The 25,569-nt window shown below is 58.8% G+C and carries 26 protein-coding genes; 9 read left to right on the top strand and 17 right to left on the bottom strand.

The genetic code is table 11. The features are described 5' to 3' along the window. Positions 1 to 178: 178 nt before the first annotated feature. Together KPHS_10790 and KPHS_10780 are read right to left on the bottom strand one after the other, a co-directional pair. A complete protein-coding gene (locus KPHS_10790) occupies positions 179 to 1,474 on the bottom strand; it encodes a positive and negative sensor protein for pho regulon (protein ID YP_005225379.1) in 1,296 nt (431 codons plus the stop codon). A gap of 21 nt (positions 1,475 to 1,495) precedes the next feature. Continuing rightward, positions 1,496 to 2,185, bottom strand: coding sequence for a transcriptional regulator PhoB (locus KPHS_10780; RefSeq protein YP_005225378.1), 690 nt, complete (start codon positions 2,183 to 2,185; stop codon positions 1,496 to 1,498). 182 nt (positions 2,186 to 2,367) lie between these two features. Between KPHS_10780 and KPHS_10770 the strand changes: the two genes are divergently transcribed. Beyond that, on the top strand, positions 2,368 to 3,573 hold the full coding sequence (locus tag KPHS_10770; protein ID YP_005225377.1) for an ATP-dependent dsDNA exonuclease: 1,206 nt from the start codon (positions 2,368 to 2,370) through the stop codon (positions 3,571 to 3,573). Next, positions 3,570 to 6,707 carry an ATP-dependent dsDNA exonuclease gene (locus KPHS_10760; protein YP_005225376.1) on the top strand — a complete coding sequence of 1,046 codons (3,138 nt, stop codon included), beginning with the start codon at positions 3,570 to 3,572 and terminating at the stop codon, positions 6,705 to 6,707. Before KPHS_10770 ends, KPHS_10760 begins: the two co-directional genes overlap by 4 nt. A 73-nt stretch (positions 6,708 to 6,780) precedes the next feature. On the opposite strand, the gene KPHS_10750 is transcribed toward KPHS_10760, so the two are convergent. Next, a complete protein-coding gene (locus KPHS_10750) occupies positions 6,781 to 7,695 on the bottom strand; it encodes a putative NAGC-like transcriptional regulator (protein YP_005225375.1) in 915 nt (304 codons plus the stop codon). A gap of 91 nt (positions 7,696 to 7,786) precedes the next feature. Here KPHS_10750 and KPHS_10740 point away from each other — a divergent pair, with 91 nt between their 5' ends. Next, positions 7,787 to 8,698 carry a recombination associated protein gene (locus tag KPHS_10740; RefSeq protein ID YP_005225374.1) on the top strand — a complete coding sequence of 304 codons (912 nt, stop codon included), beginning with the start codon at positions 7,787 to 7,789 and terminating at the stop codon, positions 8,696 to 8,698. Positions 8,699 to 8,769: 71 nt separating this feature from the next. Here the strand turns inward: KPHS_10740 and KPHS_10730 are convergent, their stop codons facing one another. The 4 genes from KPHS_10730 to KPHS_10700 form a co-directional block, all read right to left on the bottom strand. Further along, positions 8,770 to 9,054, bottom strand: coding sequence for a pyrimidine/purine nucleoside phosphorylase (locus KPHS_10730; protein ID YP_005225373.1), 285 nt, complete (start codon positions 9,052 to 9,054; stop codon positions 8,770 to 8,772). Positions 9,055 to 9,131: 77 nt separating this feature from the next. Next, positions 9,132 to 9,812 carry an AroM family protein gene (locus KPHS_10720; RefSeq protein ID YP_005225372.1) on the bottom strand — a complete coding sequence of 227 codons (681 nt, stop codon included), beginning with the start codon at positions 9,810 to 9,812 and terminating at the stop codon, positions 9,132 to 9,134. 250 nt (positions 9,813 to 10,062) lie between these two features. Next, positions 10,063 to 10,218 carry a hypothetical protein gene (locus tag KPHS_10710; protein YP_005225371.1) on the bottom strand — a complete coding sequence of 52 codons (156 nt, stop codon included), beginning with the start codon at positions 10,216 to 10,218 and terminating at the stop codon, positions 10,063 to 10,065. Positions 10,219 to 10,325: 107 nt separating this feature from the next. Then, complete coding sequence (locus KPHS_10700; protein ID YP_005225370.1) at positions 10,326 to 10,859, bottom strand: shikimate kinase; 534 nt, start codon at positions 10,857 to 10,859, stop codon at positions 10,326 to 10,328. 328 nt (positions 10,860 to 11,187) lie between these two features. Between KPHS_10700 and KPHS_10690 the strand changes: the two genes are divergently transcribed. Continuing rightward, positions 11,188 to 11,898 (top strand): DUF2076 domain-containing protein, encoded by a 711-nt coding sequence (locus KPHS_10690; RefSeq protein ID YP_005225369.1) that lies wholly within the window; start codon positions 11,188 to 11,190, stop codon positions 11,896 to 11,898. Here KPHS_10690 and KPHS_10680 read toward each other — a convergent pair. After that, entirely contained in the window at positions 11,895 to 12,353 is a 459-nt protein-coding gene (locus tag KPHS_10680; RefSeq protein YP_005225368.1) for a PIN family toxin-antitoxin system, read from the bottom strand. The genes KPHS_10690 and KPHS_10680 overlap by 4 nt on opposite strands. Positions 12,354 to 12,469: 116 nt before the next feature. On the opposite strand from KPHS_10680, the gene KPHS_10670 reads away from it, so the two are divergent. After that, positions 12,470 to 13,279, top strand: coding sequence for a pyrroline-5-carboxylate reductase (locus KPHS_10670; protein YP_005225367.1), 810 nt, complete (start codon positions 12,470 to 12,472; stop codon positions 13,277 to 13,279). 67 nt (positions 13,280 to 13,346) lie between these two features. Here the strand turns inward: KPHS_10670 and KPHS_10660 are convergent, their stop codons facing one another. The 5 genes from KPHS_10660 to KPHS_10620 all read right to left on the bottom strand — a co-directional run bounded on the left by KPHS_10660 (position 13,347) and on the right by KPHS_10620 (position 17,888). Beyond that, positions 13,347 to 13,664 (bottom strand): phosphate starvation-inducible protein PsiF, encoded by a 318-nt coding sequence (locus tag KPHS_10660; RefSeq protein ID YP_005225366.1) that lies wholly within the window; start codon positions 13,662 to 13,664, stop codon positions 13,347 to 13,349. A 91-nt stretch (positions 13,665 to 13,755) separates the two neighbouring features. Then, positions 13,756 to 15,186, bottom strand: coding sequence for an alkaline phosphatase (locus KPHS_10650; protein ID YP_005225365.1), 1,431 nt, complete (start codon positions 15,184 to 15,186; stop codon positions 13,756 to 13,758). 89 nt (positions 15,187 to 15,275) lie between these two features. Continuing rightward, positions 15,276 to 15,536, bottom strand: a complete 261-nt coding sequence (locus KPHS_10640; protein YP_005225364.1) for an anti-adapter protein IraP — start codon at positions 15,534 to 15,536, stop codon at positions 15,276 to 15,278. Between the two features lie 299 nt (positions 15,537 to 15,835). Then, entirely contained in the window at positions 15,836 to 17,035 is a 1,200-nt protein-coding gene (locus KPHS_10630) for a putative permease (protein YP_005225363.1), read from the bottom strand. Between the two features lie 169 nt (positions 17,036 to 17,204). Continuing rightward, positions 17,205 to 17,888: a putative inner membrane protein gene (locus KPHS_10620; RefSeq protein YP_005225362.1), complete on the bottom strand. Its 684-nt coding sequence runs from the start codon at positions 17,886 to 17,888 to the stop codon at positions 17,205 to 17,207. 66 nt (positions 17,889 to 17,954) lie between these two features. Between KPHS_10620 and KPHS_10610 the strand changes: the two genes are divergently transcribed. Further along, complete coding sequence (locus KPHS_10610; RefSeq protein ID YP_005225361.1) at positions 17,955 to 19,085, top strand: D-alanyl-alanine synthetase A; 1,131 nt, start codon at positions 17,955 to 17,957, stop codon at positions 19,083 to 19,085. Positions 19,086 to 19,117: 32 nt separating this feature from the next. Here KPHS_10610 and KPHS_10600 read toward each other — a convergent pair whose 3' ends face one another. Further along, entirely contained in the window at positions 19,118 to 19,321 is a 204-nt protein-coding gene (locus KPHS_10600; protein ID YP_005225360.1) for a DUF2754 domain-containing protein, read from the bottom strand. A gap of 252 nt (positions 19,322 to 19,573) precedes the next feature. Here KPHS_10600 and KPHS_10590 point away from each other — a divergent pair, with 252 nt between their 5' ends. Next, positions 19,574 to 19,876 (top strand): DUF2755 family protein, encoded by a 303-nt coding sequence (locus KPHS_10590; protein YP_005225359.1) that lies wholly within the window; start codon positions 19,574 to 19,576, stop codon positions 19,874 to 19,876. On the opposite strand, the gene KPHS_10580 is transcribed toward KPHS_10590, so the two are convergent. From KPHS_10580 to KPHS_10560, 3 genes are all read right to left on the bottom strand, one after another. After that, positions 19,873 to 20,979, bottom strand: coding sequence for a DUF1615 domain-containing protein (locus tag KPHS_10580; protein YP_005225358.1), 1,107 nt, complete (start codon positions 20,977 to 20,979; stop codon positions 19,873 to 19,875). The two genes, KPHS_10590 and KPHS_10580, sit on opposite strands and share 4 nt — an antisense overlap. 18 nt (positions 20,980 to 20,997) lie before the next feature. After that, positions 20,998 to 22,218: a transporter gene (locus tag KPHS_10570; RefSeq protein ID YP_005225357.1), complete on the bottom strand. Its 1,221-nt coding sequence runs from the start codon at positions 22,216 to 22,218 to the stop codon at positions 20,998 to 21,000. Between the two features lie 117 nt (positions 22,219 to 22,335). After that, positions 22,336 to 22,848, bottom strand: a complete 513-nt coding sequence (locus KPHS_10560; protein YP_005225356.1) for an isochorismatase family protein — start codon at positions 22,846 to 22,848, stop codon at positions 22,336 to 22,338. A 218-nt stretch (positions 22,849 to 23,066) separates the two neighbouring features. Here KPHS_10560 and KPHS_10550 point away from each other — a divergent pair, with 218 nt between their 5' ends. Then, complete coding sequence (locus KPHS_10550; RefSeq protein ID YP_005225355.1) at positions 23,067 to 24,227, top strand: beta-lactamase/D-alanine carboxypeptidase; 1,161 nt, start codon at positions 23,067 to 23,069, stop codon at positions 24,225 to 24,227. A 106-nt stretch (positions 24,228 to 24,333) separates the two neighbouring features. Further along, positions 24,334 to 25,308, top strand: coding sequence for a delta-aminolevulinic acid dehydratase (locus tag KPHS_10540; protein YP_005225354.1), 975 nt, complete (start codon positions 24,334 to 24,336; stop codon positions 25,306 to 25,308). Positions 25,309 to 25,569: the final 261 nt, after the last annotated feature.

Here is a 25,569-nt window from a genome sequence, read left to right as displayed (position 1 = left end):
GATTATGCTGGTTATGTCTTTCACACCAGAATCATTTACCATATTGATAGAAAACCCGTGGCTTATCATGCGAACAAAAAAGCAGCGCACGCTCATTAAATAGGCGAGAAAAAACGACTGCCAATGAAAATGACCAGCTGAAGCTGGTCATTGGCAAGATAAACTGACAGCGCGTCGATCAGGCGTCATTTTTGGCAATTAATCGTTCCGGGAGCAGGAAGCTAAAGCGGGTTCCCTTGCCCACCGTGCTGTCGATTTCCAGCCGGCTGTCATGATGGTTAACCGCGTGTTTGACGATCGCCAGTCCCAGGCCACTGCCCCCCGTTTGCCGGGAACGGGCTTTATCCACCCGATAAAAACGCTCGGTCAGACGGGGAATATGCTCCGGCGCAATGCCTGGCCCGTTATCCTCGACGCTGAACAGCGCTCCCTGCGGGGTTCGCTGCCAGCTGACGCGAATTTCGGTCCCCGGCGGGGTGTGGTTCACCGCGTTATAGACCAGGTTGGAGATGGCGCTGCGCAGCTGCTCCTCATTACCCAGCACCTTGAGCTGCTCATCGACGGTGAAGATCAGCGTCTGTTTCTCCTGGCTGAGAGTTTGCGCCTCGCGCTCCACCACCCGCAGCATCATCGGCACGTCGATGCGATCATTCATCGCCAGCGCCGGCGCGGCTTCAATACGCGACAGCGTCAGCAGCTGCTTCACCAGACCTTCCATACGCTGAGTTTGCTCCCGCATGGTGTGCAGGGCTTTTTCTCGGGTCGCCCCCTCCAGCACCTGCTCCTGCATCATCTCCAGATAGCCCTGCAGCACCGTCAGTGGGGTGCGCAACTCATGGCTGACGTTGGCGAAAAAGTTCCGCCGCGCCCCTTCCAGCTGATGCATCTGCGTCACGTCGCGCGCCACCATCAGCCACTGCTTGTCGCTGTAGGGCATCACGCGAATTTCCAGATGACGGGCGTTATTCAGCACCAGATTGAGCGGCTTTGAAAAATCGCGCTGTTTCAGATAGTTGGCGAACTCAGGATAGCGCAGAAGGTTAAGAATGTTTTGGCCACTGTCGTCCGGCCAGCGCAGGTTTAGAATCTGCTGCGCCAGGCCATTACACCAGAAAATAGCCCCCTCTTCCGTGGTCAGGACGACCGCATCCGGTAACGATTCCGCCCCGCTGCGAAAGCGTTTAATCAGGCTTCCCAGCTCGCGCCGACGCTTTTTATTACGCATCTGCATCTGGTGCAGACCATACAGCAGCGGCTCCCAACTGCCGCGGCCAGGCGGAGGAGTCATGCTCCGGTCCACCCACAGCCACCACGACAGGCGCATCAAATTCCAGAAATGCCAGATCAGCAAACCGGTCACTGCCGCCAGTAAAAACCACGGCAGATGACCCACAAACGCCCCCAGAATCAGGGCCGGAATACACGCTAAAAAGAGCTCCAGCGCCAGCCTTTTCCATGACAGCCGTTCCAGCACGGGTCACACTCCTGTCAAAATTCAGAAACGGGCGGAGAAACGATACCCCGTGCCGCGAACCGTTTGCACCATACGATCATGGCCACTGTGTTCCAGCGCTTTGCGCAGGCGGCGAATATGGACGTCCACCGTGCGGTCTTCCACATAAACGTTGGTCCCCCAGACGTGGTTCAGCAGCTGTTCGCGGCTGTACACCCGCTCCGGATGGGTCATAAAGAAGTGCAATAATTTAAATTCCGTCGGTCCCATATCCAGCGGACTGTCGCCGGTCATTACCCGGTGCGATGAAGGGTCGAGGCTCAGCCCCTGCATTTCGATCACCTCTTCCACCGCCATCGGTGAAATACGGCGCATCACCGCTTTGATTCGCGCCACCAGCTCTTTCGGAGAGAAAGGCTTGGTGATGTAGTCATCCGCGCCGGTCTCCAGGCCGCGAACGCGATCCTCTTCTTCTCCACGCGCGGTCAGCATCACTACCGGAATATCCCGCGTCATCGCCTCGCGCTTGAGCAGTTTAATAAACTGCAGCCCCGAACCGCCCGGCAGCATCCAGTCCAGGAGAATCAAATCAGGCCAGGGTTCATTGAGTTGATTCACCGCGCTGTCATAATCTTCCGCTTCGACAGGCTGAAAGCCATTTTGCTCCAGAACAAAGCAGACCATTTCGCGGATTGGAGCTTCATCTTCAACGACCAGAATTCTTCTCGCCATTATTTACCCTGTTTTTTTTAGCCATCAGTATAGAAGTGCGGCGTCATTATGCGTCACTTTTGTGACAGATTTATGAAAAAAATGACCGTCTGATGATCGGGTATTTTGAAGCACGACGCGGACTTACCCCTCACTAACAAGTGGTATACTGCCGCCCATGCTTTTTTCGCTAGGGAAGATTTATGCGCCTCCTTCACACCTCCGACTGGCACCTGGGCCAGAATTTTTACAGCAAAAGCCGCGCGGCCGAACACGACGCTTTTCTTACCTGGCTACTGGACCGCGCGCAGGAGCATGAAGTCGACGCCATTATCGTGGCTGGCGATATTTTTGATACCGGCTCGCCGCCGAGCTACGCCCGCGAACTGTATAACCGTTTCGTCGTCCAGTTGCAGCAGACCGGCTGTCGCCTGGTGGTGCTGGCGGGCAACCACGACTCGGTGGCGATGCTCAATGAATCCCGCGATATCCTCGCCTTTTTACACACCACCGTGGTGGCGAACGCCGGCTACGCGCCGATTGAGCTGCCGCTGCGCGACGGCACGCCGGGCGCCATCTTCTGTCCGGTGCCGTTTTTACGCCCGCGCGAGCTGGTGACCAGCCAGGCCGGTCACTCCGGTCGGGAAAAACAGCAGCTGCTGCTGCACGCCATCAGCGACTATTATCAGGAGCAGTATCAGCAGGCCTGCGCGCTGCGCGGCGATCGGCCGCTGCCCATCATTGCCAGCGGCCATCTGACCACCGTCGGCGCCAGCAAAAGCGATGCCGTCCGCGACATTTACATCGGCACACTGGATGCCTTTCCGGCGCAACACTTCCCCCCTGCCGACTACATTGCGCTGGGCCATATTCACCGGGCGCAGATGGTCGGCGGCTGCGAGCATATCCGCTACAGCGGCTCGCCGCTGCCGCTGAGCTTCGATGAAACCGGCAAAGCGAAATCGGTGCATCTGGTGAGCTTTAGCGAGGGGCGACTTAGCGCCGTGGAAACCCTGGAGGTGCCCGTGACCCAGCCTCTGGCGGTAATCAAAGGCGATCTGGCCGCCATCACCGCCCAGCTGGAGCAGTGGCGCGGCGTCGAGCAGGACCCGCCGGTGTGGCTGGATATCGAAATCACCACCGAGGACTATCTGCACGATATTCAGCGGCATATTCAGGCGCTGACGGAGGATCTGCCGGTGGAAGTGCTGCTGGTGCGCCGCAGCCGCGAGCAGCGCGAGAAAATACTGCTCAACGCCCAGCGGGAGACGCTCAGTGAACTGAAGGTGGAGGAGGTATTCGAGCGCCGGCTGGCGCTGACCGAAATTGACGATATGAAGCGCGCCCGGCTGCATGAGCTGTTCGCCCATACGGTGCATACGCTCACCGCGGAGGACGAAAACGTATGAAAATCCTCAGTCTGCGTCTGAAAAACCTCAACTCCCTGAAAGGGGAATGGAAGATAGACTTTACCGCCGAGCCGTTCGCCAGCAATGGCCTGTTCGCCATTACCGGCGCCACCGGGGCCGGGAAAACCACGCTGCTCGACGCCATTTGCCTGGCGCTCTATCATGAAACGCCGCGCCTGAATAAAGTCTCCCAGTCGCAAAACGACCTGATGACCCGCGATACCGCCGAGTGTCTGGCGGAAGTCGAGTTTGAAGTAAAAGGCATCGCCTACCGCGCTTTCTGGAGCCAGAACCGGGCCCGTAACCAGCCGGATGGCAATCTGCAGGCGCCCCGCGTCGAGCTGGCGCGCTGCGCTGACGGCAAAATCCTCGCCGATAAAGTCTCGGACAAGCTGGAGCAAACCGCGACGCTTACCGGCCTCGACTATGGTCGCTTCACCCGCTCGATGCTGCTTTCCCAGGGGCAATTTGCCGCCTTCCTGAACGCGAAGCCGAGCGATCGCGCGGAGCTGCTGGAGGAGCTGACCGGCACGGAAATCTACGGCCAGATTTCAGCCATGGTCTACGAACAGCACAAAGCCGCTCGCCACGCGCTGGAGAAGTTCGAAGCCCAGGCGGCGGGCATCGTCCTGTTGACGGAGGCCCAGCAGCAGGCGCTGCAGGAAAGTTTGCAGGTACTTACTGACGAAGAAAAAGCCCTGCTGGCCCAGCAGCAGAGCCAGCAGCAGCAGCTTCAGTGGCTGACCCGCCGCGACGAGCTGGCGCAGCAGCAGCAGCAGGCCGCCACCCGGCAGCAGCAGGCCCGCCAGGCGCTGGCGGACGCCGCCCCGGCGCTGGCGAAGCTTGAGCTGGCCCAGCCCGCCGCCCAACTGCGTCCCCTGTGGGAGCGCCAGCAGGAGCAGACGGCAGGCCTGGCGCAAACCCGGCAGCGGATCAGTGAAGTAAATGCTCGCTTACTTGCCAGCACGGCGCTGCGCGCGCGCATCCGCCAGGGCGCCTTGCGCGCTCAGCAGCAGCGTCAGGCTGAACTGGCCGATCTGGCGCAGTGGCTGGCCGCCCATGAGCGTTTCCGCTTATGGGGTCAGGAGATCGCCGGCTGGCGAGCGCAATTCTCGCAACTGACGCGGGATAAACAACAGCTAACGGCTCAGAGCACCCGCCTGGCCGCGCTACGCCAGAAGCTGGCCACGCTGCCAGCCAGCCCTCTCACCCTGAGCGCGGATGACGTTGCCGCAGCGATAGAACAGCAAACCCAATCGCGGCCGCTGCGCCAGCGCCTGCTCTCCCTGCATGAACAGCATCAGCTGCTGCGCAAGCGTCTGCGCCAGAACGCCGACAGCGTCCAGCAGGCGCAAGCGGAGCAGGTAAAACTTAACGCTACCCTGACGCTGCGCCGGGAACAATATAAAGACAAAAACCAGCACTATCTCGACCTGAAGGCGCTCTGCCAGCGGGAAGAAACGATTAAAGACCTGGAAAGCTACCGCGACCGGCTCGAGGCGGGAAAGCCCTGTCCGCTGTGCGGCGCCTGTGAACACCCGGCGATTGAACAATACGCCTCGTTGACGCTCACGGATAATCAGCGCCGCCGCGATGCGCTGGAAAAGGAGGTCGCCGCGCTGAAAGAAGAAGGCCTGCTGATCCTCGGGCAGGTCAAGGCCCTGACGCAACAGCTTCAGCGTGACACCGAAGCGGCCGGGCGGCTCGCAGAGGAAGAGCAAGCGCTTACTAAAGCGTGGCAGGAGACCTGCGCCTCTCTGCACATCACGCGGGATATTGCGCAAGAGATAAACGACTGGATGCAGGAGCAGGAGCGCTACGAGCAGCAGCTCTATCAGCTCAGCCAGCGCCTGATGTTGCAGAGTCAGCTTAACGATCAGCAGGCGCTGGAGCGCCAGGCCGAGCAGCAGCTGGCGGCCACGCGCCAGGGACTGGAAAGCGCCCTGCAGGCCCTAGCCCTGAGCCTGCCGGCAGAAGGGACAGAAGCCGCCTGGCTGCACGCTCGCGAAAGCGAATTTGCCCAGTGGCAGGCGCAACAGACCCAACATGATGCCATTCAGCAGCAAATCGCTGCTCTGCGGCCACTGCTGGAGACGCTGCCGACCAGCGACGAGACAGAGGTTGAAGCTGAGTCGGCCATCCCGGACAACTGGCGCGAAATCCACGAGGAATGCCTGTCGCTGCACAGCCAGCTTGTCGCCCAGCAGCAGCAGGAAACCCAGGAAAAGGCGCGTCTGGACCAGTCGCAGGCGCAATTCACCTCCGCCCTGGCCGCCAGCCGCTTTAGCGATCGGGAGGCGTTCCTCGCCGCGCTGCTGGATGACGAGACCGCCCAGCGGCTGACGCAGTTAAAACAGACGCTGGAGCAGCAGCTTCAGCAGGCGGCCGCGCTCTGCGAGCAGGCGACCCGGCAACATGAGGCGCACCTGGCGCTGCGTCCGCAAGGGGTGGACGCTGACGTCCCCACCCTGCAAACCCAGCTGCACGCCCTGGCCCAGCGGCTGCGGGATAACACTACCCGCCAGGGTGAGATCCGCCAGCAGCTCAGGCAGGACGCAGAGAGCCGTCAACAGCAGCAGGCGCTGGGGCAGCAGATTGCAGAGGCGGCGCAGCTGGCGGACGACTGGGGCTATCTCAATTCGCTGATCGGCTCCAGCACCGGCGACCGGTTCCGCAAATTCGCCCAGGGGCTGACGCTGGATAATCTGGTCTGGCTGGCAAACCAGCAGCTCAACCGCCTGCATGGCCGCTATCTGCTACAGCGCAAGGCCAGCGAGGCGCTGGAGCTGGAGGTTGTCGATACCTGGCAGGCCGACGCCGTGCGCGACACCCGCACCCTCTCCGGCGGCGAAAGTTTCCTCGTCAGCCTGGCGCTGGCCCTGGCGCTGTCAGACCTGGTGAGCCATAAGACGCGGATTGACTCCCTGTTTCTTGATGAAGGCTTCGGCACCCTCGACAGCGAAACGCTGGACACGGCGCTGGACGCCCTGGATGCCCTTAACGCCAGCGGTAAGATTATCGGGGTGATCAGCCACGTGGAGGCGATGAAAGACCGCATTCCGGTGCAGATCAAAGTGAAGAAGATTAACGGCCTGGGCTATAGCCGGCTGGACAAAGCGTTTGCGGTGGAGTGAGGTCTGAATTATGGCGATGTCCCCGCCCCCTAACCCTCTCCCGAGGGAGAGGGTTAGGGGGCGGGGAAGCGGTTCAGGTCCCCTGGAGCGGCCACAGCCAGGCCGCGCCGCGTACCCCGCTGGAGTCGCCGTGCATCGCTTTGCGGATCGGCGTTTCACACTCGCCGCCGAAGACCCACTGCTTCACCAGGTCCGGCACCGTCTGATACAGCCGTTCGACGTTGCTCATCCCGCCGCCCAGCACGATAACGTCCGGGTCGAGGATATTCACCACGTGGGCCAGCGATTTCGCCAGCCGCTGTTCATAGCGGCTCAGCGCCAGTTCAGCCTTTTCGTCACCTTCTCCCACCAGGCGCATAATCTCGCTGCCGGTTAACCCTTTGCCGCTCAGCCGCTGATAGTCGGTGGCGAAACCGGTGCCGGAGATAAAGGTTTCGATACACCCCTGTTTGCCGCAGTAGCAAGGGACTTCCGCACGGTAGCGCAGCTCATCGTCGTTCATCCACGGCAATGGGTTATGTCCCCATTCGCCAGCGTTACCATTGCCGCCGATATGCGCCCGCCCGTTGAGCGCCACCCCGGCGCCGCAGCCGGTGCCGATAATCACCGCGAATACCGTTTGCGCCCCCGCCGCCGCGCCGTCCACCGCTTCCGACACCGCCAGACAGTTGGCATCGTTAGCCAGCCGGACTTCCCGCTCAAGGCGCAGGCTGAGGTCCTTATCAAAGGGCTGGCCGTTGAGCCAGGTCGAGTTGGCGTTTTTCACCACCCCGGTATAAGGCGAAATTGAGCCAGGAATGCCCATCCCCACGGTACCCTGCTGTCCGGTCGCCTGCTCGGCCATCGCCACCAGGGTGGCGATGGTCTCGATGGTTTGCCGGTAGTCCTCCCGCGGCGTGGGTAACCGGTGGCGAAACAGCTGCTCTCCCTGGTCGCTCAGGGCTATCACTTCGGTTTTTGTTCCACCTAAATCAATACCAATACGCACGCTCAGCTCCTCACCCCGATTAACAATGCAAGCATAGCGACAATTCGCTATCATGCCCGCCTGATTTAACGACAAAGCCGTGGAAATTATCATGCTGTGGTTCAAAAATTTAATGGTTTACCGTCTCAGCCGCGATATCGAATTGCGCGCCGAGGAGATGGAAAAACAGCTGGCCGAGCTGACATTTACCCCTTGTGGCAGCCAGGATATGGCGAAAACCGGTTGGGTGTCGCCGATGGGATCGCACAGCGACGCGCTGACGCATACGGCAAACGGCCAGATCATTATCTGCGCGCGTAAAGAAGAGAAGATCCTGCCGTCGCCGGTGATTAAGCAGGCGCTGGAGGCAAAGATCCAGAAGCTGGAAGCCGATCAGGGGCGCAAGCTGAAGAAGACCGAGAAAGATTCCCTGAAAGATGAAGTGCTGCACTCGCTACTGCCGCGCGCCTTCAGCCGCTTCAGCCAGACAATGATGTGGATCGACACCGTCAACGGCCTGATCATGGTCGACTGCGCCAGCGCGAAGAAAGCGGAAGATACTCTGGCCCTGCTGCGTAAAACCCTCGGCTCGCTGCCGGTGGTGCCGCTGACCCTGGAGAATCCGATTGAGCTAACGCTGACCGAGTGGGTCCGCTCCGGCACCGTGGCGCAGGGCTTCCAGCTGCTGGACGAAGCCGAGCTGAAAGCGATGCTGGAAGATGGCGGCGTGATCCGCGCCAAGAAGCAGGATCTGGTTAGCGACGAAATCGCTGTACACATTGAGGCCGGGAAGGTCGTCACCAAGCTGGCGCTGGACTGGCAGCAGCGTATTCAGTTTGTGATCTGCGACGACGCGTCAATTAAGCGCCTCAAGTTCTGCGATGAACTGCGCGACCAAAACGAAGATATCGATCGGGAAGATTTCGCCCAGCGCTTTGACGCCGACTTTATCTTAATGACCGGCGAGCTGGCTGCCCTGATCCAAAGCCTGGTGGAAGGGCTCGGCGGCGAAGCGCAGCGCTAAGCGCCGCTTTCCTTCCTGCCGGGCAGGAAGGAAAAAACAACCCGGCGGCAGACGCCGGGCGTCACGCTGGCTTACAGATAGCGGCACAGATAAGAGGTTGGCTCAGCCACCTGCAGATGAAATTCGCTGTTGCCTGGCACATTGAAAACTTCGCCGGCAGCGTAAACTTTCCACTCAGTCTCACCCGGCAGCAGGACATTCAGCGCCCCGCTGACTACCGTCATCTCTTCCGGCTGCGCCGTACCAAAGGTGTATTCCCCTTCCGCCATCACGCCAACGCTGGCGCGACCGGTACTGCTGCTGGTGAAGCCAATGGATTTCACTTTTCCGTCAAAGTATTCATTGCTTTGAAGCATAAACAAGCCCTTCTGATCGTCGGTTAAAGGCTCAATATAGGGGGCGCTCCTTGCCCCTGTCACGCGAAATTAACACATTAGACCAATAGTTCTGCCGCCAGTCGGGAAACCAGCACATTCGACAGCAAAACCGGAACATCGAGGGCTTTTTGTAACACATCGCGATGATGCTGATAGTAACCGAGACAGTCGAGGACCAGCACGTCGGCGCCCTGCTCCAGCAGCGTTTTGCCGGCGGTTAATAGCTCGCTGTCGCTGCCGGTAAACGGATTGGCCAGCGCGTAGTATGGCGACTTTTCCAGCGAGAGCCACTTTTGCCGCTGCATGGGCATGATCTCTTCCACCGGCACGATCACCCCTACCTGGTGCCCATCGACGATCGATGCCACCAGCGGCGGGATGATCCGCTGCGGCTCGAGGAGGATCGCGTGGTGGGTGGTAAAACCGGTCAGCTGTTCGGAACTGAGCAGCAGGATCACATCATAATGTTGTCGATCCAGCATCGCGATCGCGCTGCGGACATCGCGCTCAATTTTCTGTCGCGACACCATCACCAACTGGTTATTACTGAGCAAGGTCAGGAGTCCTTTCTCGCCGTCACCTACGGCGTACTCGGCCATTACCTCGTCAGGCGTCATCTCGCCCAGCAGGCTGATGTGGGCGATCTGTTCTTCCCTGATATGTTCGGTCAGGAGCGGCAATACTCCCGCCAGCGGCACAACGCCGATGGTCAAAATTGCCATCGTTGCACTACTCATATCATGTACCTTTTCACAACCACTGCTTCAACACAGGCTTTCCACACACAGCATCCGCCCCCCTGGTGAGTAAAAATCAACCGTCGAGAAGCGTAGCAGCTCCACGCCGCGGTTGAATGTAAAGATTGCCGGGCGGCGGCGCCGTGCCTGAAAAATCCGTGTGTTAGATATTCATTAGTACGACTGATAAATAAAAAATGTGAGATACGCCCGATATTGCCAGCATGGCGGGCAATTCGGGCTCAGGGGATTACGACTTGTCAGGATCTTCATAACGCCGTTTGGCATCCACGGCTTCCTGCTCGGTAGGATGTTCGCTGATAAGCGAATCAGGCTCAGGATAATCCGCACGGAGCTGATACCAGGTCACCGTCTGACCCTGAGGACCTTTCTCTACCGCAACCACGCGCGCTTCTCTCGGATATGGGGGCCTGTTTGGCATAGTTCTTCCTTCTTCTGGTAGCAGAACTATTAAGTATAGGCGCCCCTCGCCGCCTTAATGTAAGTAAATTCTTAACTTACCGGGGTTGCCGTCGCGCTGCATAGCATGGACATAATCTGCTCCACCACCCGATCCGGCGAGGCCGTGGCATCCACAATATGGTGGGCAGCGTCCCGGTATAACGCTTCGCGCTGCGCCAGCACCTCGCCCACTTCCTCGCGCACCGGTTTTCCGGTCAGCGTCGGCCGCTGTTCGGCTTTCGGGTAGGCTTCCAGACGGTCAATCAGCGCCGACACCGAGGCCTGCAGATAAATCACCACGCCATTCTCCCGCATAAACTGACGGTTACCTTCCGCCAGCACAATACCGCCGCCGGTGGCGATTACCGTATTCGGCAGGGTCACGGCCTTCAGCGACAGGGTCTCCAGTTCGCGAAAACGCGCCCACCCTTCCGCCTGCACGATCTCAGCCACCGTCCGCTGCTCATGGGCCTGTAGCCGATGATCGGTATCGGAGAACTGAAAATGCCGCGCTCGCGCCAGCGCATGGCCGACGGTGGTTTTACCGCAGCCGCGTGGCCCAATAAGAAAGATAGGCTGTGTCATAACCGAAGACCCCCTGGTTCCGTCTGTCGCAAAAAAATGAAAACGAAAGCACGTATTATCGCTGTCTGTCCCGCAATGCATACGTAAAGAAAAAATTACACAACTTCTTTACACCCCATTACCACGGTGAGAAGAGGGGCTATTAATGTAAACTTATCATTGCATTTAGTGTTTAACCAGCTTTACTTTCCGCTTGGCGTTATTTTTTATCCACCGCTGGCGTAAACGGTAACACATTTATGCATAGCTTTACGAAGCAACATATTTACAACATCATGTTTCAGAAGCACCCTGATGCCTATTCGACAGTGTGACAGAGGAATGTAACATGCAATCTGAAGAACAACGCCTTATTGATGGACTGTTTTCCCGGCTGAAAGAGGCTGAGGCGCACAGCGCATCGCGCGATGCCAGCGCCGAGGAGCGGATTGCCCAACACGTGAGCGCGCAGCCGGCGGCCCCCTACTATATGGCGCAAACCATTCTTATCCAGGAAGCCGCGATTAAACAGCTTAACGATCGCATCCAGGCGCTGGAGAGTCAGGTCAGCCAACTGCAGGCGGCAAAGCCCAGCAGCGGCGGCTTCCTCTCTGGCCTGTTTGGCGGTGGCGGCTCGTCACGCGGTTCTGACCCTATCCCGGGCGCGGAGCAATATGGTCGCCCGCAGGCCAGCGCTCAGCCGCAGTATACGCCACCACCGCAGCAGAACTATGCCCCGCAGGCTGCCGCACGCGGCGGCGGCTTTATGGCGGGCGCGCTGCAAACGGCCGCTGGCGTGGCAGGCGGCGTGGTGCTGGGCAATATGCTGACCAATATGTTCAGCGGCTCGCACCCGCAGGAGATCGTCAATATCATCGAAGAGAAGCCGCAGCCTGATGCCGCCTCCGCGCAGGACAGCATCGCGCAGGACACCACCGCAGGTGACGATCCGTTCCGCCAGGGAGACGATCAGTTCCTTGCCGACAATACCTGGAACGACGACTTCGACGCCGGCTTTGGCGACGATGATTTTGGCAGCGATGACGATAGCTGGGTTTAACCCTGGCGACGCTTAACCGCCAGCAACCACTTCTCCAGCTCGGCGGCAAACTGTTGCCGATCGCGCTGCGATAAACTATCCGGGCCGCCGGTCTGAACGCCGCTGGCCCGTAATGTCTCCATAAAATCCCGCATCGTCAGCCGCTCGCGGATCGTCGCCTCGCTGTAACGTTCCCCGCGCGGATTCAGCGCCGCCCCGCCCTTCGCCAGCACCTCCGCCGCCAGCGGGATGTCGGCGGTGATCACTAAATCTCCCGCCGCGCACTGGCGAACGATTTCATTATCCGCCACGTCAAAACCCTGCTCAACCCGCAGGGTGCGGATGAAACGCGACGGCGGCACGCGCAGCGGCTGGTTCGCCACCAGCGTCAGCGGAGTCTGGGTCCGCTCTGCCGCGCGGAACAAAATCTCTTTAATCACGTTCGGACACGCGTCCGCATCCACCCAAATGGCCATGCCAGCTCCTGTTACCTGCAATAAGTGACGCCAATGTTACCTGCTTTTCTCCCCCAGGAAAGCGCCAGGATGGTAAGCTAATCAGATCGTAACGAAAAAAGCAGAGGGGAATGGTGATGGATAAGAAAATTGGCTTTATCGGCTGCGGCAATATGGGTAAGGCCATTCTGGGCGGGCTGATCGCCAGCGGTCAGGTACAGCCGGGACAAATCTGGGTCTACACCCCGTCGCCGGACAAGGTTGCAGCTCTGCGCGACCAGTATGGCATCAACGCCGCCAGCAGCGCCCAGGAAGTGGCGCAGATTGCCGATATCGTCTTCGGCGCGGTTAAACCGGGGATCATGACCAAAGTGCTGGGCGATATCGCCTCCAGCCTGAATAAAGAGTCGCTGGTGGTCTCTATCGCCGCCGGCGTTACGCTTGAGCAGCTGGCGCGCGCCCTTGGCCACGATCGCAAAATCATTCGCGCGATGCCGAATACGCCGTCGCTGGTTAACGCCGGTATGACCTCCGTCACGCCTAACGCCCTGGTGAGCAGCGAAGATGTTGCCGAAGTGCTGACTATTTTCCGTTGCTTTGGCCAGGCGGAGCAAATTGCCGAGCCGATGATCCATCCGGTGGTGGGGGTAAGCGGTTCGGCGCCGGCCTATGTCTTTATGTTTATCGAAGCGATGGCCGATGCCGCCGTCCTCGGCGGAATGCCGCGCGCTCAGGCCTATAAATTCGCCGCCCAGGCGGTGATGGGCTCCGCCAAAATGGTGCTGGAGAGCGGAGAACACCCAGGGGCGCTGAAAGATATGGTCTGTTCCCCTGGCGGGACCACCATCGAAGCCGTGCGCGTGCTGGAAGAGAAAGGGTTCCGCTCGGCGGTAATCGAAGCCATCACCCAGTGTATGGAAAAATCAGAGAAACTGAGCCGCTCCTGAAGCTGAGCCGGCGGGCTTCAAGCCCTGAGAGGTTAAAGAACAAGGGAGCGCGTGCGCTCCCTTTTTTTCAGGCTTTCTTCAGGCAGCTACTCATGAAGGTACTGCGTTCATCGCCCTTCAGTGATTTCGCCGTGGCCGCTTTGCTGCAGTCGCTCATTTTCTGCTGCTGAGGGGTGAGCGCCTTTCCCTGCGAGGTCGTGGTCTCTTTTTTCAGACACTGGCTCATAAAGGTTTTGCGCTCCTCACCTTTCAGCATTTTGGCTGACGCTTGCTGATTGCAGTCCGTCATCCTTTGCTGCTGAGGAGTGGGCGTTTTTTCTGCCGCGCCAACCGCGCTGATAAAGATCAAGCCAAACAGTAGGGTCATCAATAAAGTTATTTTCATCGCACCATCCTTCTGTGAGTGGAACGTTGTAAGTCTGGACGCAGATAGAAAAAAAACCAGCCGGTGACGCAATTTCGCCACCGGCAGCGACTTATTTGAGACTCAGGGCAGCTTTCATGGTCGTGAACAGGTCGGTCTGATCGGTCAGGCCGACGACGTTAGCCGCATGCGGACCGTAGGCCGCAATGCGCAGTTGGGTGCCGGTGTGCTCCATCGACTCTTCCTCAGAGTTGCCGTAGCTCATCACCATCACCGCGCCATCGTGCGTGTTCAGAGCCTGGGTCAGCCCCGGGGCTTTGCTATCCGCCGGGATGATCTGGCTGGCATGCGCATGGTCGGCGGTGACGATCACCAGGGTATTACCGTCTTTTCGCGCGAATTCCAGCGCCTTCTGCACCGCTTCGTCAAGATCAACCGTTTCGCCGATCTGGCCGCACGGATTGGCCGCATGGTCCTGCTTATCGATGGAAGCGCCTTCGACTTGCAGGAAGAAACCTTTCTCGTTGCGACTCAGCAGGTCAATCGCTTTCTCCGTCATTTGCGCCAGCGTCGGCACCGAGGCGTCACGCTTCGGGTTTGGCGTACAGGTCACCGGCGGCTTATCGATATTACCGTGATAAGACGCCTTCGGCCCTTCCCAGCGTACCGGCATATTGCCATCGGCAAAGAGTCCCAGCAGCGGTTTATCCTGACTGGCTTCCGTCGCGGCGGCAAGAGAAGCCGCGTCGGTCACAATCTGGTAGCCGCGCGCTTGCGCCTGCTCGCGCAGGGTTTTGCCCTGCCACTCGCCCGCCGTCGCCGTTTCGGCAAAGGTCTTCGCGCCGCCGCCCAGGGTGACATCCGGTCGGGCGTTCAGCAGCTGTTCGGTAATGGAGCCTTTGCCCCCTTTTTCCAGCGCATTGCTGGGGCATTTTTCGCTGGTGACCGTCGGGCCGTAGCATTTACGCGATGTCACATGCGCTACCAACGCCGCGGGGGTGGCGTCCTGCAGCTCGGCGGTGGAAACGTTGCCGGTGGCCAGCCCCGCCGCTTTCGCCAGCTCGAGGATGGTCTGATGCGCATTCTCATGAATATCGACGCCCAGCGCGCCGTTATAAGTCTTCACGCCGGTGGTCCAGGCGGTGGCGGAGGCCGCCGAGTCGGTCACGTAGTCCGGTTTCCCGGTTTTTTTATCCAGCGAATAATGCGTGTACTGCCCGGTTAACGGCAGAGCATCAATTCCTTTAAAGAAACCGCCCGCCCCCTCGGCATAGTTTCGCGCAGCGGTAATTTCCGAATCACCCATGCCATCGCCAATCAGCAAAATAACGTTTTTAGCTGGCTTATTGATTAACGAGGCGCGCAGCGCTTCGGTTTGATCGCCTGTTAAACGACGCGCGCCGCCAGGAGTGGTGATATCTCCCTGCGCAGCGCGATTTTCCAGAACCGGCGCAGCAGTAGTTTCTGCATGAATAACCGGCGAGCCCAGTAGAGGAATCAGGGCAATAAACAGGGCGCTTAATTTCACTTTTGTCATCTCCATGTAAAAAATACTTAAAAAAACAAAACGAGGGAGACTTTATAAAAGGGAGATGACAGAAAAATGACGGCATCCTTGTCGTGTCACAAAGACTAGCTACGAGGATGCCGCAACAGCTTCTTTAGATATTGCTGCAACAGCATCGCATCATGGTCGTTGACCGGTGGACAGGGGGTCACCTGGTCAATCGCCTGTTCAATATCCTGAATCAATGCCTGCTGGGCATCATGCTCCATATGGCGCAATAATGCGGTGACCACGATCTCCAGCGCTTCAACCTGCACCGTCAGTTCCTTTGCTTCTTCTTCCTTTTGCGCCAGTTTAACCAGTAACTCAGCAATGAGATTCTTCATAGCACCAGTTCCTTATGCGAGGCCTGTTTTGATTGGGATGTCATACGCGATGACGGACCTCAGAATTACTTAAATTAAGAATCATCGCAACACCCAATATACAGCGAAACGTTTTACCACAATAAAATACCACTATAAATAGTATTGTTTAATCATGACCGGGGTTGCTTATAACCAGATTGCCTAGAAAATAATAAAATGGAATAGCGTTCACGCCATGACGATAACAAAAAGTAATAGTAAATCCGCTGACGGCGAATAATGCTGACGGTATCGCGATAAATACCGTCAGCAGAGGTTCAGGCGTTAGCCCGGCGGGTTTGGCGCAGCATCCACGCCAGCTGCCAGAGGTTAATGAAAACGATAATGGCGGTGGCAATAAACACCCAGCGGAAGCCGGCCATGGCTGACACAGAGGCGCCAATTAGCGGCCCGGCGACGTTGCCCAGATACATAAACGACTGGTTATAGCCAAAGATACGCCCGGTGACGCTGTCGCTGCTGTACTTCAGCAATAAGGTCTGCACCGCCGGGAGCATCGCGCCATCGGCAAAGCCGAGCAGAAAACGCAGCGTACCCAATTGCAGCGGGGTGGTGACAAAGGACATGGCGAAGAACATCACCACCGCGCAGCAGAGCGTCGCCAGCAGGATCCGCGAGGTGCCGATGCGGTCGCCAAGCTTACCCAACCGTGGCGCAGAAATCAGTGCCGACACGCCGGGCACCGCGGCGATCATCCCGGCCAGAAAAGCGATATTGTTGCTGTCCGGCGCCATCGACTTAATAAACAGCGCCAGAATCGGGCCGATTGAGCCGTTGCACAATTGGATCACCAGGGTGGTGAAGAACAGGCTGATCACCAGCCCCGGATAGGGCAAAGAGGCAAAGACTTGTTTCCCGGTGAGACGCTCGCTTTTGCTGACCTGCGGGCGAACGCCCTCTTTAATCAGAAACAGGGTCACCAGAAAACTGATGGTCAGCAGGATCGCCGTAATAAAAAAGACCATCCGCAGCCCGACGTGGTCCGCCAGGAAACCGCCCAGCAGCGGACCGCCGATCACCCCGCTAATTTGCGCCGTCGACAGCGTGCTTAGCGCCCAGCCGCTGCGCTCGCGCGGCACCTGGGAGGCCACCAGCGCCATGGCGTTGGGAATATAACCGGAGGTTAAGCCCATGATCGCCCGCAGGATAAACAGCTGCCAGACGTTGGTGGCGAAAGCCTGCAGTAAAATGGCAATCGCCATCCCCAACGAGGCGCGCAGCAGCATGAGCTTGCGGCCTTTACGGTCCGCCAGGCTTCCCCACATTGGCGAGACGATCGCCGAGACAAGAAAAGTGACGCTGAAGGTCAGCCCCGACCACATCGATAGCGCTTCATGCGAGGTGACGCCGAGCTGGGAGACGTAGAGGGGTAAAAAGGGGAGAATTTGACTGATCGCCAGGCCGGTAAAAAAGCAACCAAACCAGACGGAGATGAGATTAACCTTCCAGGATTCCATAACTACGCGTATTCATTAATGATTTGCCAATTATTATCTAGCTTAGCAATTTCATCCCACTGGTGTACTACCATAGATGCGCTGGCGGTGAGTTTGGTGTTTTATGGCTGCGGATGAGAGCCTGACGAAGCATTTTCTGGTCATTTAGGCTGCTCATAGCGCTTTATGCTCAAAAGCAGAAGCCCTGCCCGCGCATGCCGAAATGAAAATGGTTGGCGTGAGCCGCGTTGTACTCTGGCCCCAGCGCGTTACCGAAGTAATGGCAACTGCTGCTCAACAGCGCCGCCAGCCAGGGGCGCGAAGTCTCGCTCCGCCAGCCCTGCAGGACGCTAACGCGTCTACCGTCCGCCAGACGGAAACCGCTGACGTCCAGCGCGTCCGCCGTGGCGTGTTCACTGCGCCGCGCCTGTTGACGATGGTAAATATTGCGGCAGGCAAAGCTGCCGAGATGATCGATCTGACGCAGATCGCTCGCCATCAGCTGCCGGGTCAGCGGCTTCGCCTGCTGCTCGATGTACAGCGCACTGCTCAGCGCCAGCGGGCAGCTGGCGAGAAAACTACTGCTCAGCTGCACCGAGCCAAAATTCGCCACCCGCACCACGTTACGCAGAGGGCAGCTTCCCTCGCTGTCGGCCACCGGCCGGCTGGCGATAAGCCGCCGGCGATTGGCTTCCGCCAGCAAGGAGGCGCACTGGTCTGCCGTCAGCCTGCGCAGCTTAAACGACGTCAGCCAGCCCGGGGGATCGTCCAGCGCCAGCGGCGCCAGCGGATTCAGGTGCGGCGGCAGATTGCGGTATCCCAACAGGCCCGCGCCGAGCAGCCCGGCCAGCACCAGCAGCGTCTTTCCTCTCACGCCCACTCCCGTCAATTGATCAGGTAAATATTATGGCAGCCAGGCAGCGGTTTCACATGGTATGTTATGCCCTTTGATGTTATCTGGATGGAAGTTGAAATGGCAAAGATGAGGGTTGGGATCGTTTTTGGCGGCAAGTCGGCGGAGCATGAAGTGTCGCTGCAGTCAGCGAAGAATATCGTGGAAGCGATTGATAAATCGCGCTTCGATGTGGTTCTGTTGGGTATTGATAAACAGGGGCTGTGGCATATCAACGACGCCGGCAACTACCTGCTCAACGCACAGGATCCTGCCCGCATTGCCCTGCGCCCTTCCACGGTGACTCTGGCGCAGATCCCGGGCCGCGAAGCGCAGCAGCTGATTAACGCCGAAAGCGGCCAACCGCTGGCGGCCATCGATGTGATTTTCCCGATCGTCCACGGCACGCTGGGTGAAGATGGCTCCCTGCAGGGGATGCTGCGCATGGCGAATCTGCCGTTCGTCGGCTCCGATGTGCTGGGCTCTGCGGCCTGTATGGACAAAGACGTGACCAAACGTCTGCTGCGCGACGCCGGGCTCGCCGTCGCCCCGTTTATCACACTCACCCGCGCCAACCGCGCGCAGTTCAGCTTTGCCGATGTCGAAGCGAAGCTTGGCCTGCCGCTGTTCGTTAAGCCGGCTAATCAGGGCTCGTCGGTTGGCGTCAGCAAAGTTAAAAACGAAGAGCAGTACCATCAGGCGGTGGCCCTGGCCTTCGAATTTGACCATAAAGTGGTGGTGGAGCAAGGCATTAAAGGGCGGGAAATTGAGTGTGCGGTGCTGGGTAACGACCACCCGCAGGCCAGCACCTGCGGTGAAATCGTCCTCAACAGCGAGTTTTACGCCTACGACACCAAGTATATCGACGATCAGGGCGCACAGGTGGTAGTCCCGGCCGCTATCGCCCCTGAGATCAACGACAAAATTCGCGCTATCGCGGTGCAGGCCTACCAGACCCTGGGCTGCAGCGGCATGGCTCGTGTCGACGTGTTCCTCACCGCCGACAACGAGGTGGTGATCAACGAGATCAACACCCTGCCGGGCTTTACCAACATCAGCATGTATCCGAAGCTGTGGCAGGCCAGCGGTCTCGACTACACCAGCCTGATCACCCGCCTGATTGAGCTGGCGTTGGAGCGCCATGCCGCGGACCGGGCGCTGAAAACCTCCATGAACTAAAACGCATTTTACCCCGCCTGGCAGCGGCGGCCTCAGGCCTCTTCTGCCGGGCGGCGGCGGATCACAAAGCCCGCAATCCAGAAGCTAATGACCCAGGTGATCAGACCGACGGCGTAGGATTGCCACCCCTGAGTTTCAAACCCCAGCAGCCCCACCACGCCATTAAGAATAAAAATCAACCCCAGCGCCACGGCGTAGTAGTGCCAATCGCGGCGAATTTTATCAGTGAGCTTCATGCGGCCTCCAACAGCAAAAAACGCATCTTCGCATAGCCGCCCGCGGCGGTCTGTAGCGATATGGAGAATGTTGCTGGATTGCGACGCCGCTCTCCCTTTTGTGCTCCTGTGGCGCGGTTAACACAACGGCGAAAACAGGATTATTCCTGGACGGCAATTACCAGCAATCTGATACTGATGATGGCCCCTGACTGCCAGAATACCTGACATAGAGCTGGAGAAAAAACCAGCAGCGCAGATGTGGGAGGGCCTATGGCTGAATTCAGTTTTTCAAAATCGCTTTTGGGAAATAAAAAAAGGGGGGCGCTGACCGGCAGCCATGTCGCCTACGGGCTGTTCGTGTTGATCTGCTGCTGGGCCGGCGCGCAGATGCTCAGCATGCTGATCCACGCCCCGGGGGTATTTGAACGCCTGATGCAAGCCCAGGACGCCAGCCGTCCGCAAGTCGACATCAGCCTCGCCGTGGGTACCCTCTTTGGTCTGATCCCTTTCCTGATCGGCTGCACGTTCATCGGGGTACTGGCGCTTATCGTGCGCTGGCGTCAGCGCCGTTAACGCCGCGCCATACAGTTTGCCCGCCGCTCATCAACCCGTTTCGCAAACCACGCCGTCGTCAGATTTCGGGTGATTTTTGGACTCTCCAGCTGGATCCCTGGCAACATCTCCCGCGGCAGGGTTTTGCCCGTCTTTTTCTCGGCGAGACGGAAAACCTGCTGATAGAGATCGGTCTTCTCAAACGCCAGGCTGTCGCCCTTTTTCAACTGACGATGGATCTCGCTGTCGCTCATCCCCAGCTGGCTCGCCAGGCGACGCACCGCCAGCTCGGTGCTGCCCGGCTCCTCGCTGTCGTAGCGGATAAGGTCGCCGTCGAGCGCCAGTTTTACCCCGCTGGCTTTCACCACCGCGTTCTGGAAGGCGGCGTTACGGCTGGCGTACCAGCCGGCGTTGAAGTCGGCAAAGCGGTACAATGGCGCACTATAACTGGCCGGATAGTTCAGCAGATGATAGGTGCCAAACCACAGGCCACCGCGCAGACTGAAGACCTCCTGGCGCACCGTGCCGTTCATTTTCCACGGGTAGCCGGAGGTGTGCTGCTCGGCAAAAGCAATGCTGACCTGCATCGGCCCCCCGGTGTGCACCGGGTTAAGGGAACCGAACAGCTTCTGCCCCATCGGCACCATCCCGATAAAGTCATCAAAAATGGCGCTCAACTGCTTTTCCGTCTTCACATTGTCCAGACGGTCGCTATAGCTTTTACCGTTTGGCGAGGTGATCTTCAGCGCGGTATGGACCAGAAACGGCGGAATGTGCATTTTTTCCGCCCGGCGGTCAATTTCCTGCCAGGCGATTTTATTCAGCCCCGGCACCACCGGATCGGACTGATAGTTAGACTCTTGCTGCGCGACCGCCAGCACCGAGCAGACGTTTTCTTCCGTCGGCGCCAGCTTCTGGCTGTCAAACGCGGTGGCGATGGCTTGCGCCCAGGCCTCCCGATCCTTGACGCTGGCCGGCATTTTCTGCCGCACCACCGACGCCACGTCAACAGGCTTCTCGCCCTCTTTCAGCGCCGGAGCCTGCTGGCTGGTACAGGCGCTCAGCGCCATGGCCGCCAGCAGCGTCAATGAAACGGGAATAATGCGCGATAAACGTGCGGCCATTATGCTTCCTTGTCTTGATTAACGTAATGTCGGGATCGCTTCCTGCAGCGGTTTGCCGTCCAGCTCGCGTTCAAAACTGCGCAGACGTTTGTAGATGGACATCAGTTCCACCAGCGTTGTCCACGAGCTGATCAGGTACTGGAACGAGCCGCGCACCTGGCCGAAGACGTTGGTAATTTGCGTCATCAGCCCGAGGGTAATCGTACCGGCAACGATCGACGGAAACAGCAGGAAAAGGCCGAAAACGTTATCCACCTGCAGATAGAGGATGCGGGCGATATTGAAATACATATAGTGGAAATAGAGACGGAAATAGTTGCGACGCACCGCGCGGAATAGCTCGCGCACCGTCGGCGGCGTGGCGCGAGTTTCATCGTCCTCGCCGTAAACCAGCTCTTTACGATAGGCCGCTTCCACGCGCTGGTTTTTAAACTCCAGGCCCGGCAGCTTAATCCCCACCACCGCCAGCAGGCCGGTACCCATCAGCGACCAGACGATAGCGGCAATCACCAGGCCATACGGCAGATGGCCGACGATAGGCAGGTCGGGAACATGTTCGGAGAGCGTCACCAGCACCGGCAGGAAGGCGATCAGGGTCATCACCGCGTTGATAAAGCTCACGCCCATATCTTCGAGGGTGGAAGCAAAACGCATGGTATCTTCCTGCACACGCTGCGCGGCGCCTTCGATATGGCGCAGATGCTGCCAGTGGGCCATATAGTGCTCGTTCATCGCCGTGCGCCAGCGGAAGACGTAGTGGCTGACGAAGAAGTTGTTCATCACGCCAATAATCACCGCGATGATCGCGATGCCGAGAAAGACGCCGATTTCCTGATAAAACTGGTTGATGCTGACCTTATGCGGGGTGGCCAGCGCGCTCTGGATCAGGTCGTAGAACGGCGCATACCAGGCGTTGATCGCCACCCCGACTTCCACCAGAAACCAGGTGACGAAGATGATGAGCGAGGTGCCGAGAATCGACCAGTACTGCCAGCGGTGCGGGCAGTAGACAAACCAGAACAGCGCGAACACGCCGACGCAAAACAGATAGTAAGCGTAGAACACCAGATAGTTGAGCGACCAGAAGCGCGCCGCGCTGATCGCCACATTTTGCGATGCCCCGGTGACCCGCAGCAGCCAGTCGCCGCCGCCCGCCTGCCAAAAGATCACGGCCAGCAACGACCAGATAAAGGCAGAAATAAAAAACGGCCCCGGTTTGGGGAAAAAAGATTTAAACATCATTGTCTCCTGCTAACTTCTTATCGTTCTGCTATTGCTGTGTACGACGCATACGTCGGCCGCCGCGTGGATGAGCCCTCGCGGGACAGACGAATGATAAGACCGGATATCAACAGCTTAGTTCTGCTGCCATGCGTGCAGAATTGTTTCTGTGGGTTTCACCTGTAAAGGATTGCCAGGAATGGTCAGGGTACGCCACACCTCATTGTAGTGGGCGATAAGCGTCGCGGCCTGCGCGGCGGGGCGGTCGGCGGTGGTGTGGGCATCTTCCGCGATAACAATAACGTACCCGCGGCTGGCGCCATTTTTAATGGTGGTATCGAGGCAGTAGTCGGTGGCGCAGCCGCAGATGACGAACTGCTGAATGTCGTGTTCGTCCAGCACCTGCGCCAGCGAGGTGTGATAGAAGGCATCGCAGGCGGTTTTGGTGACATACAGCGCGCCAGCCGGCTGCTCCAGCTCAGGAAGCAGGGCGAAGCCTTCGCTGCCGGCTTCGAGGCCGCCGGCTTCATCATGCTGAATGAAAATAACCTTGTCCGCCGCGCGCACCAGACGATTAATTTGCGCGACGCAGCGCTCGCGCGCCAGACGCGGCGTGGCGAACACGCCGTTTTGCATATCCACGACCATCACTACCCGTTGAGCCGTCATTGTTCTCTCCCACGAACCTTCAGCCAAACGGTCATCATACGCGCCGGCGAAAAAAGCCGGTATCCGAAAGCGTAAAAAAGTCTTTTTTACGCACCGTTACCTTTTTCCTGCAGGAATGTCGTGAATCCCGCTTTGTTCTGCGCCACTTCGTAGTATAAATACCCTCTTCTTTTTATTTATTTAATGGATGATCTCCGTTGAAACGTAGTTTGCTCATTTTTGCTGCGCTGTGCGCGGCGTCGTGGACCTCGGTGCAGGCCGCACAGCCTACCGTTGACCCGGTTTTCGCCTCGGATGTGGTCGATCGTTACGCCAATCATATCTACTACGGCAGCGGCGCCACCGGCATGGCGCTGGTGGTTATCGATGGCAATCAGCGTGTTTTTCGCAGCTTTGGCGAAACCCGCCCGGGGAATAATCAGCACCCGCAGCTCGACTCGGTGATCCGTATCGCCTCCCTCAGCAAACTGATGACCAGCGAGATGCTGGTGAAGCTGCTCGACCAGGGGGTGGTGAAACTCAACGATCCGCTGAGTAAATACGCCCCGCCGGGCGCCCGGGTGCCTGACTGGCAGGGAAAACCAATCACCCTGGTGAATCTCGCGACCCATACCAGCGCCCTGCCGCGCGAGCAGCCTGGTGGCGCCGCTCATCGTCCGGTGTTTGTCTGGCCGACCCGCCAGCAGCGCTGGAACTGGCTCTCTACCGCGACCCTGAAAGCCGCGCCGGGCTCGCAGGCGGCCTACTCCAACCTGGCCTTCGATTTACTGGCAGACGCGCTCGCCACCGCCGCCGGCAAACCGTATCCGCAGCTGTTTGAAGAGCAGATCACCCGGCCGCTGGGGATGAAGGACACCACCTTTACCCCGTCACCGGATCAGTGCCAGCGGCTGATGATCCCGGAAAAAGGCGCCAGCCCATGCAACAACACCCTGGCGGCGATCGGCAGCGGCGGAGTCTACTCGACGCCGGGGGATATGATGCGCTGGATGCAGCAGTTCCTGTCATCCGATTTCTATACCCGCAGCCAGCAGGCCGACCGGATGCAGACGCTGATTTATCAGCGTAACCAGCTGACCCGGGTGATTGGTATGGACGTGCCGGGCCGCGCCGACGCGCTGGGCCTCGGCTGGGTGTATATGAAGCCGAAGAACGGCCATCCGGGGATTATTCAGAAAACCGGCGGCGGCGGCGGGTTTATCACCTATATGGCGATGAATCCGCAGGCTAACGTTGGCGCCTTTGTGGTGGTAACCCGCTCGCCGTTGACCCGCTTCAACAATATGAGCGATGGCATCAACGACCTGGTCAGCGAGCTGAGCGGCGCACAGCCCAACATGCAGACGGCCAGCCAGTAAGCCCGGGGAAGGTTTCGCCGATGCGCCATAACGATCGTTTTGGCGAAACATCCCGCTGCCATTTCAGTTACACTATCGTCTTTCATTTCACAAAATCAGGCAAACCATGACAGATTTAATCACTCGCCCCCGCCGCCTGCGTCAATCCGCTGCGCTGCGCGCCCTGTTTGAAGAGACAACACTGAGTTTGAACGACCTGGTGTTGCCGATCTTTGTTGAAGAAGAAATTGATGATTACAAAGCGATCGAGGCCATGCCCGGCGTGATGCGCATTCCGGAAAAATATCTGGCGCGCGAGATCGAACGCATCGCCAACGCCGGGATCCGCTCGGTGATGACCTTTGGTATTTCTCATCACACCGATGCCACCGGCAGCGATACCTGGAATGAAAATGGTCTGGTGGCGCGTATGTCGCGGATTTGTAAGTCCACGGTGCCGGAGATGATCGTCATGTCCGATACCTGCTTCTGCGAATATACCTCCCACGGCCACTGCGGCGTGCTGTGCGACCACGGGGTGGATAACGACGCGACCCTGGAAAACCTCGGCAAACAGGCCGTTGTCGCCGCCGCCGCGGGGGCGGATTTCATCGCTCCTTCCGCCGCGATGGACGGACAGGTGCAGGCGATTCGCCGCTCGCTGGACGCCGCCGGCTTCACCAATACGGCGATCATGTCCTACTCGACCAAGTTCGCTTCTTCCTTCTACGGTCCGTTCCGCGAAGCGGCCGGTACCGCGCTGAAGGGCGATCGGAAAACCTATCAGATGAGCCCGATGAACCGCCGGGAGGCCATTCGCGAGTCGCTGCTCGATGAAGCCCAGGGCGCCGACTGCCTGATGGTGAAACCGGCTGGCGCCTACCTGGATATTCTGCGCGATATCCGCGAACGCAGCGATCTGCCGCTCGGCGCCTATCAGGTCAGCGGGGAGTACGCGATGATCAAATTTGCTGCCCAGGCGGGCGCTATCGATGAAGAGAAAGTGGTTCTGGAAAGCCTCGGCGCTATCAAACGCGCAGGCGCCGACCTGATCTTCAGCTATTTCGCCCTCGATCTGGCCGAGAAAAAGATCCTCCGTTAAACCCGCCCCTCCCCGGTGGCGCTGCGCTTACCGGGGCCCGCAGGCCTATCACGAATGTAGGCCAGGTCAGGCGCAGTCGCCACCCGGCACAAAAACGGCTCCCTACTCGTAGCCATTGCCCGGCGGCGCTGACGCTTGCGCGGGCCTACGAGATTGCCGGGCCCGCAGTCCCATCCCGCATGTAGGCCGGGTCAGGCACAGCCGCCACCCGGCACAAAAACGGCTCCCTACCCGTCGTCTCCCCCGCTGCGACCGAAACTT

This window comes from Klebsiella pneumoniae subsp. pneumoniae HS11286, assembly GCF_000240185.1.
Taxonomy (GTDB): domain Bacteria; phylum Pseudomonadota; class Gammaproteobacteria; order Enterobacterales; family Enterobacteriaceae; genus Klebsiella; species Klebsiella pneumoniae.
The sequence above is the reverse complement of the archived record's forward strand: the minus strand, read 5'-3'. Positions and strand labels throughout refer to the sequence as shown.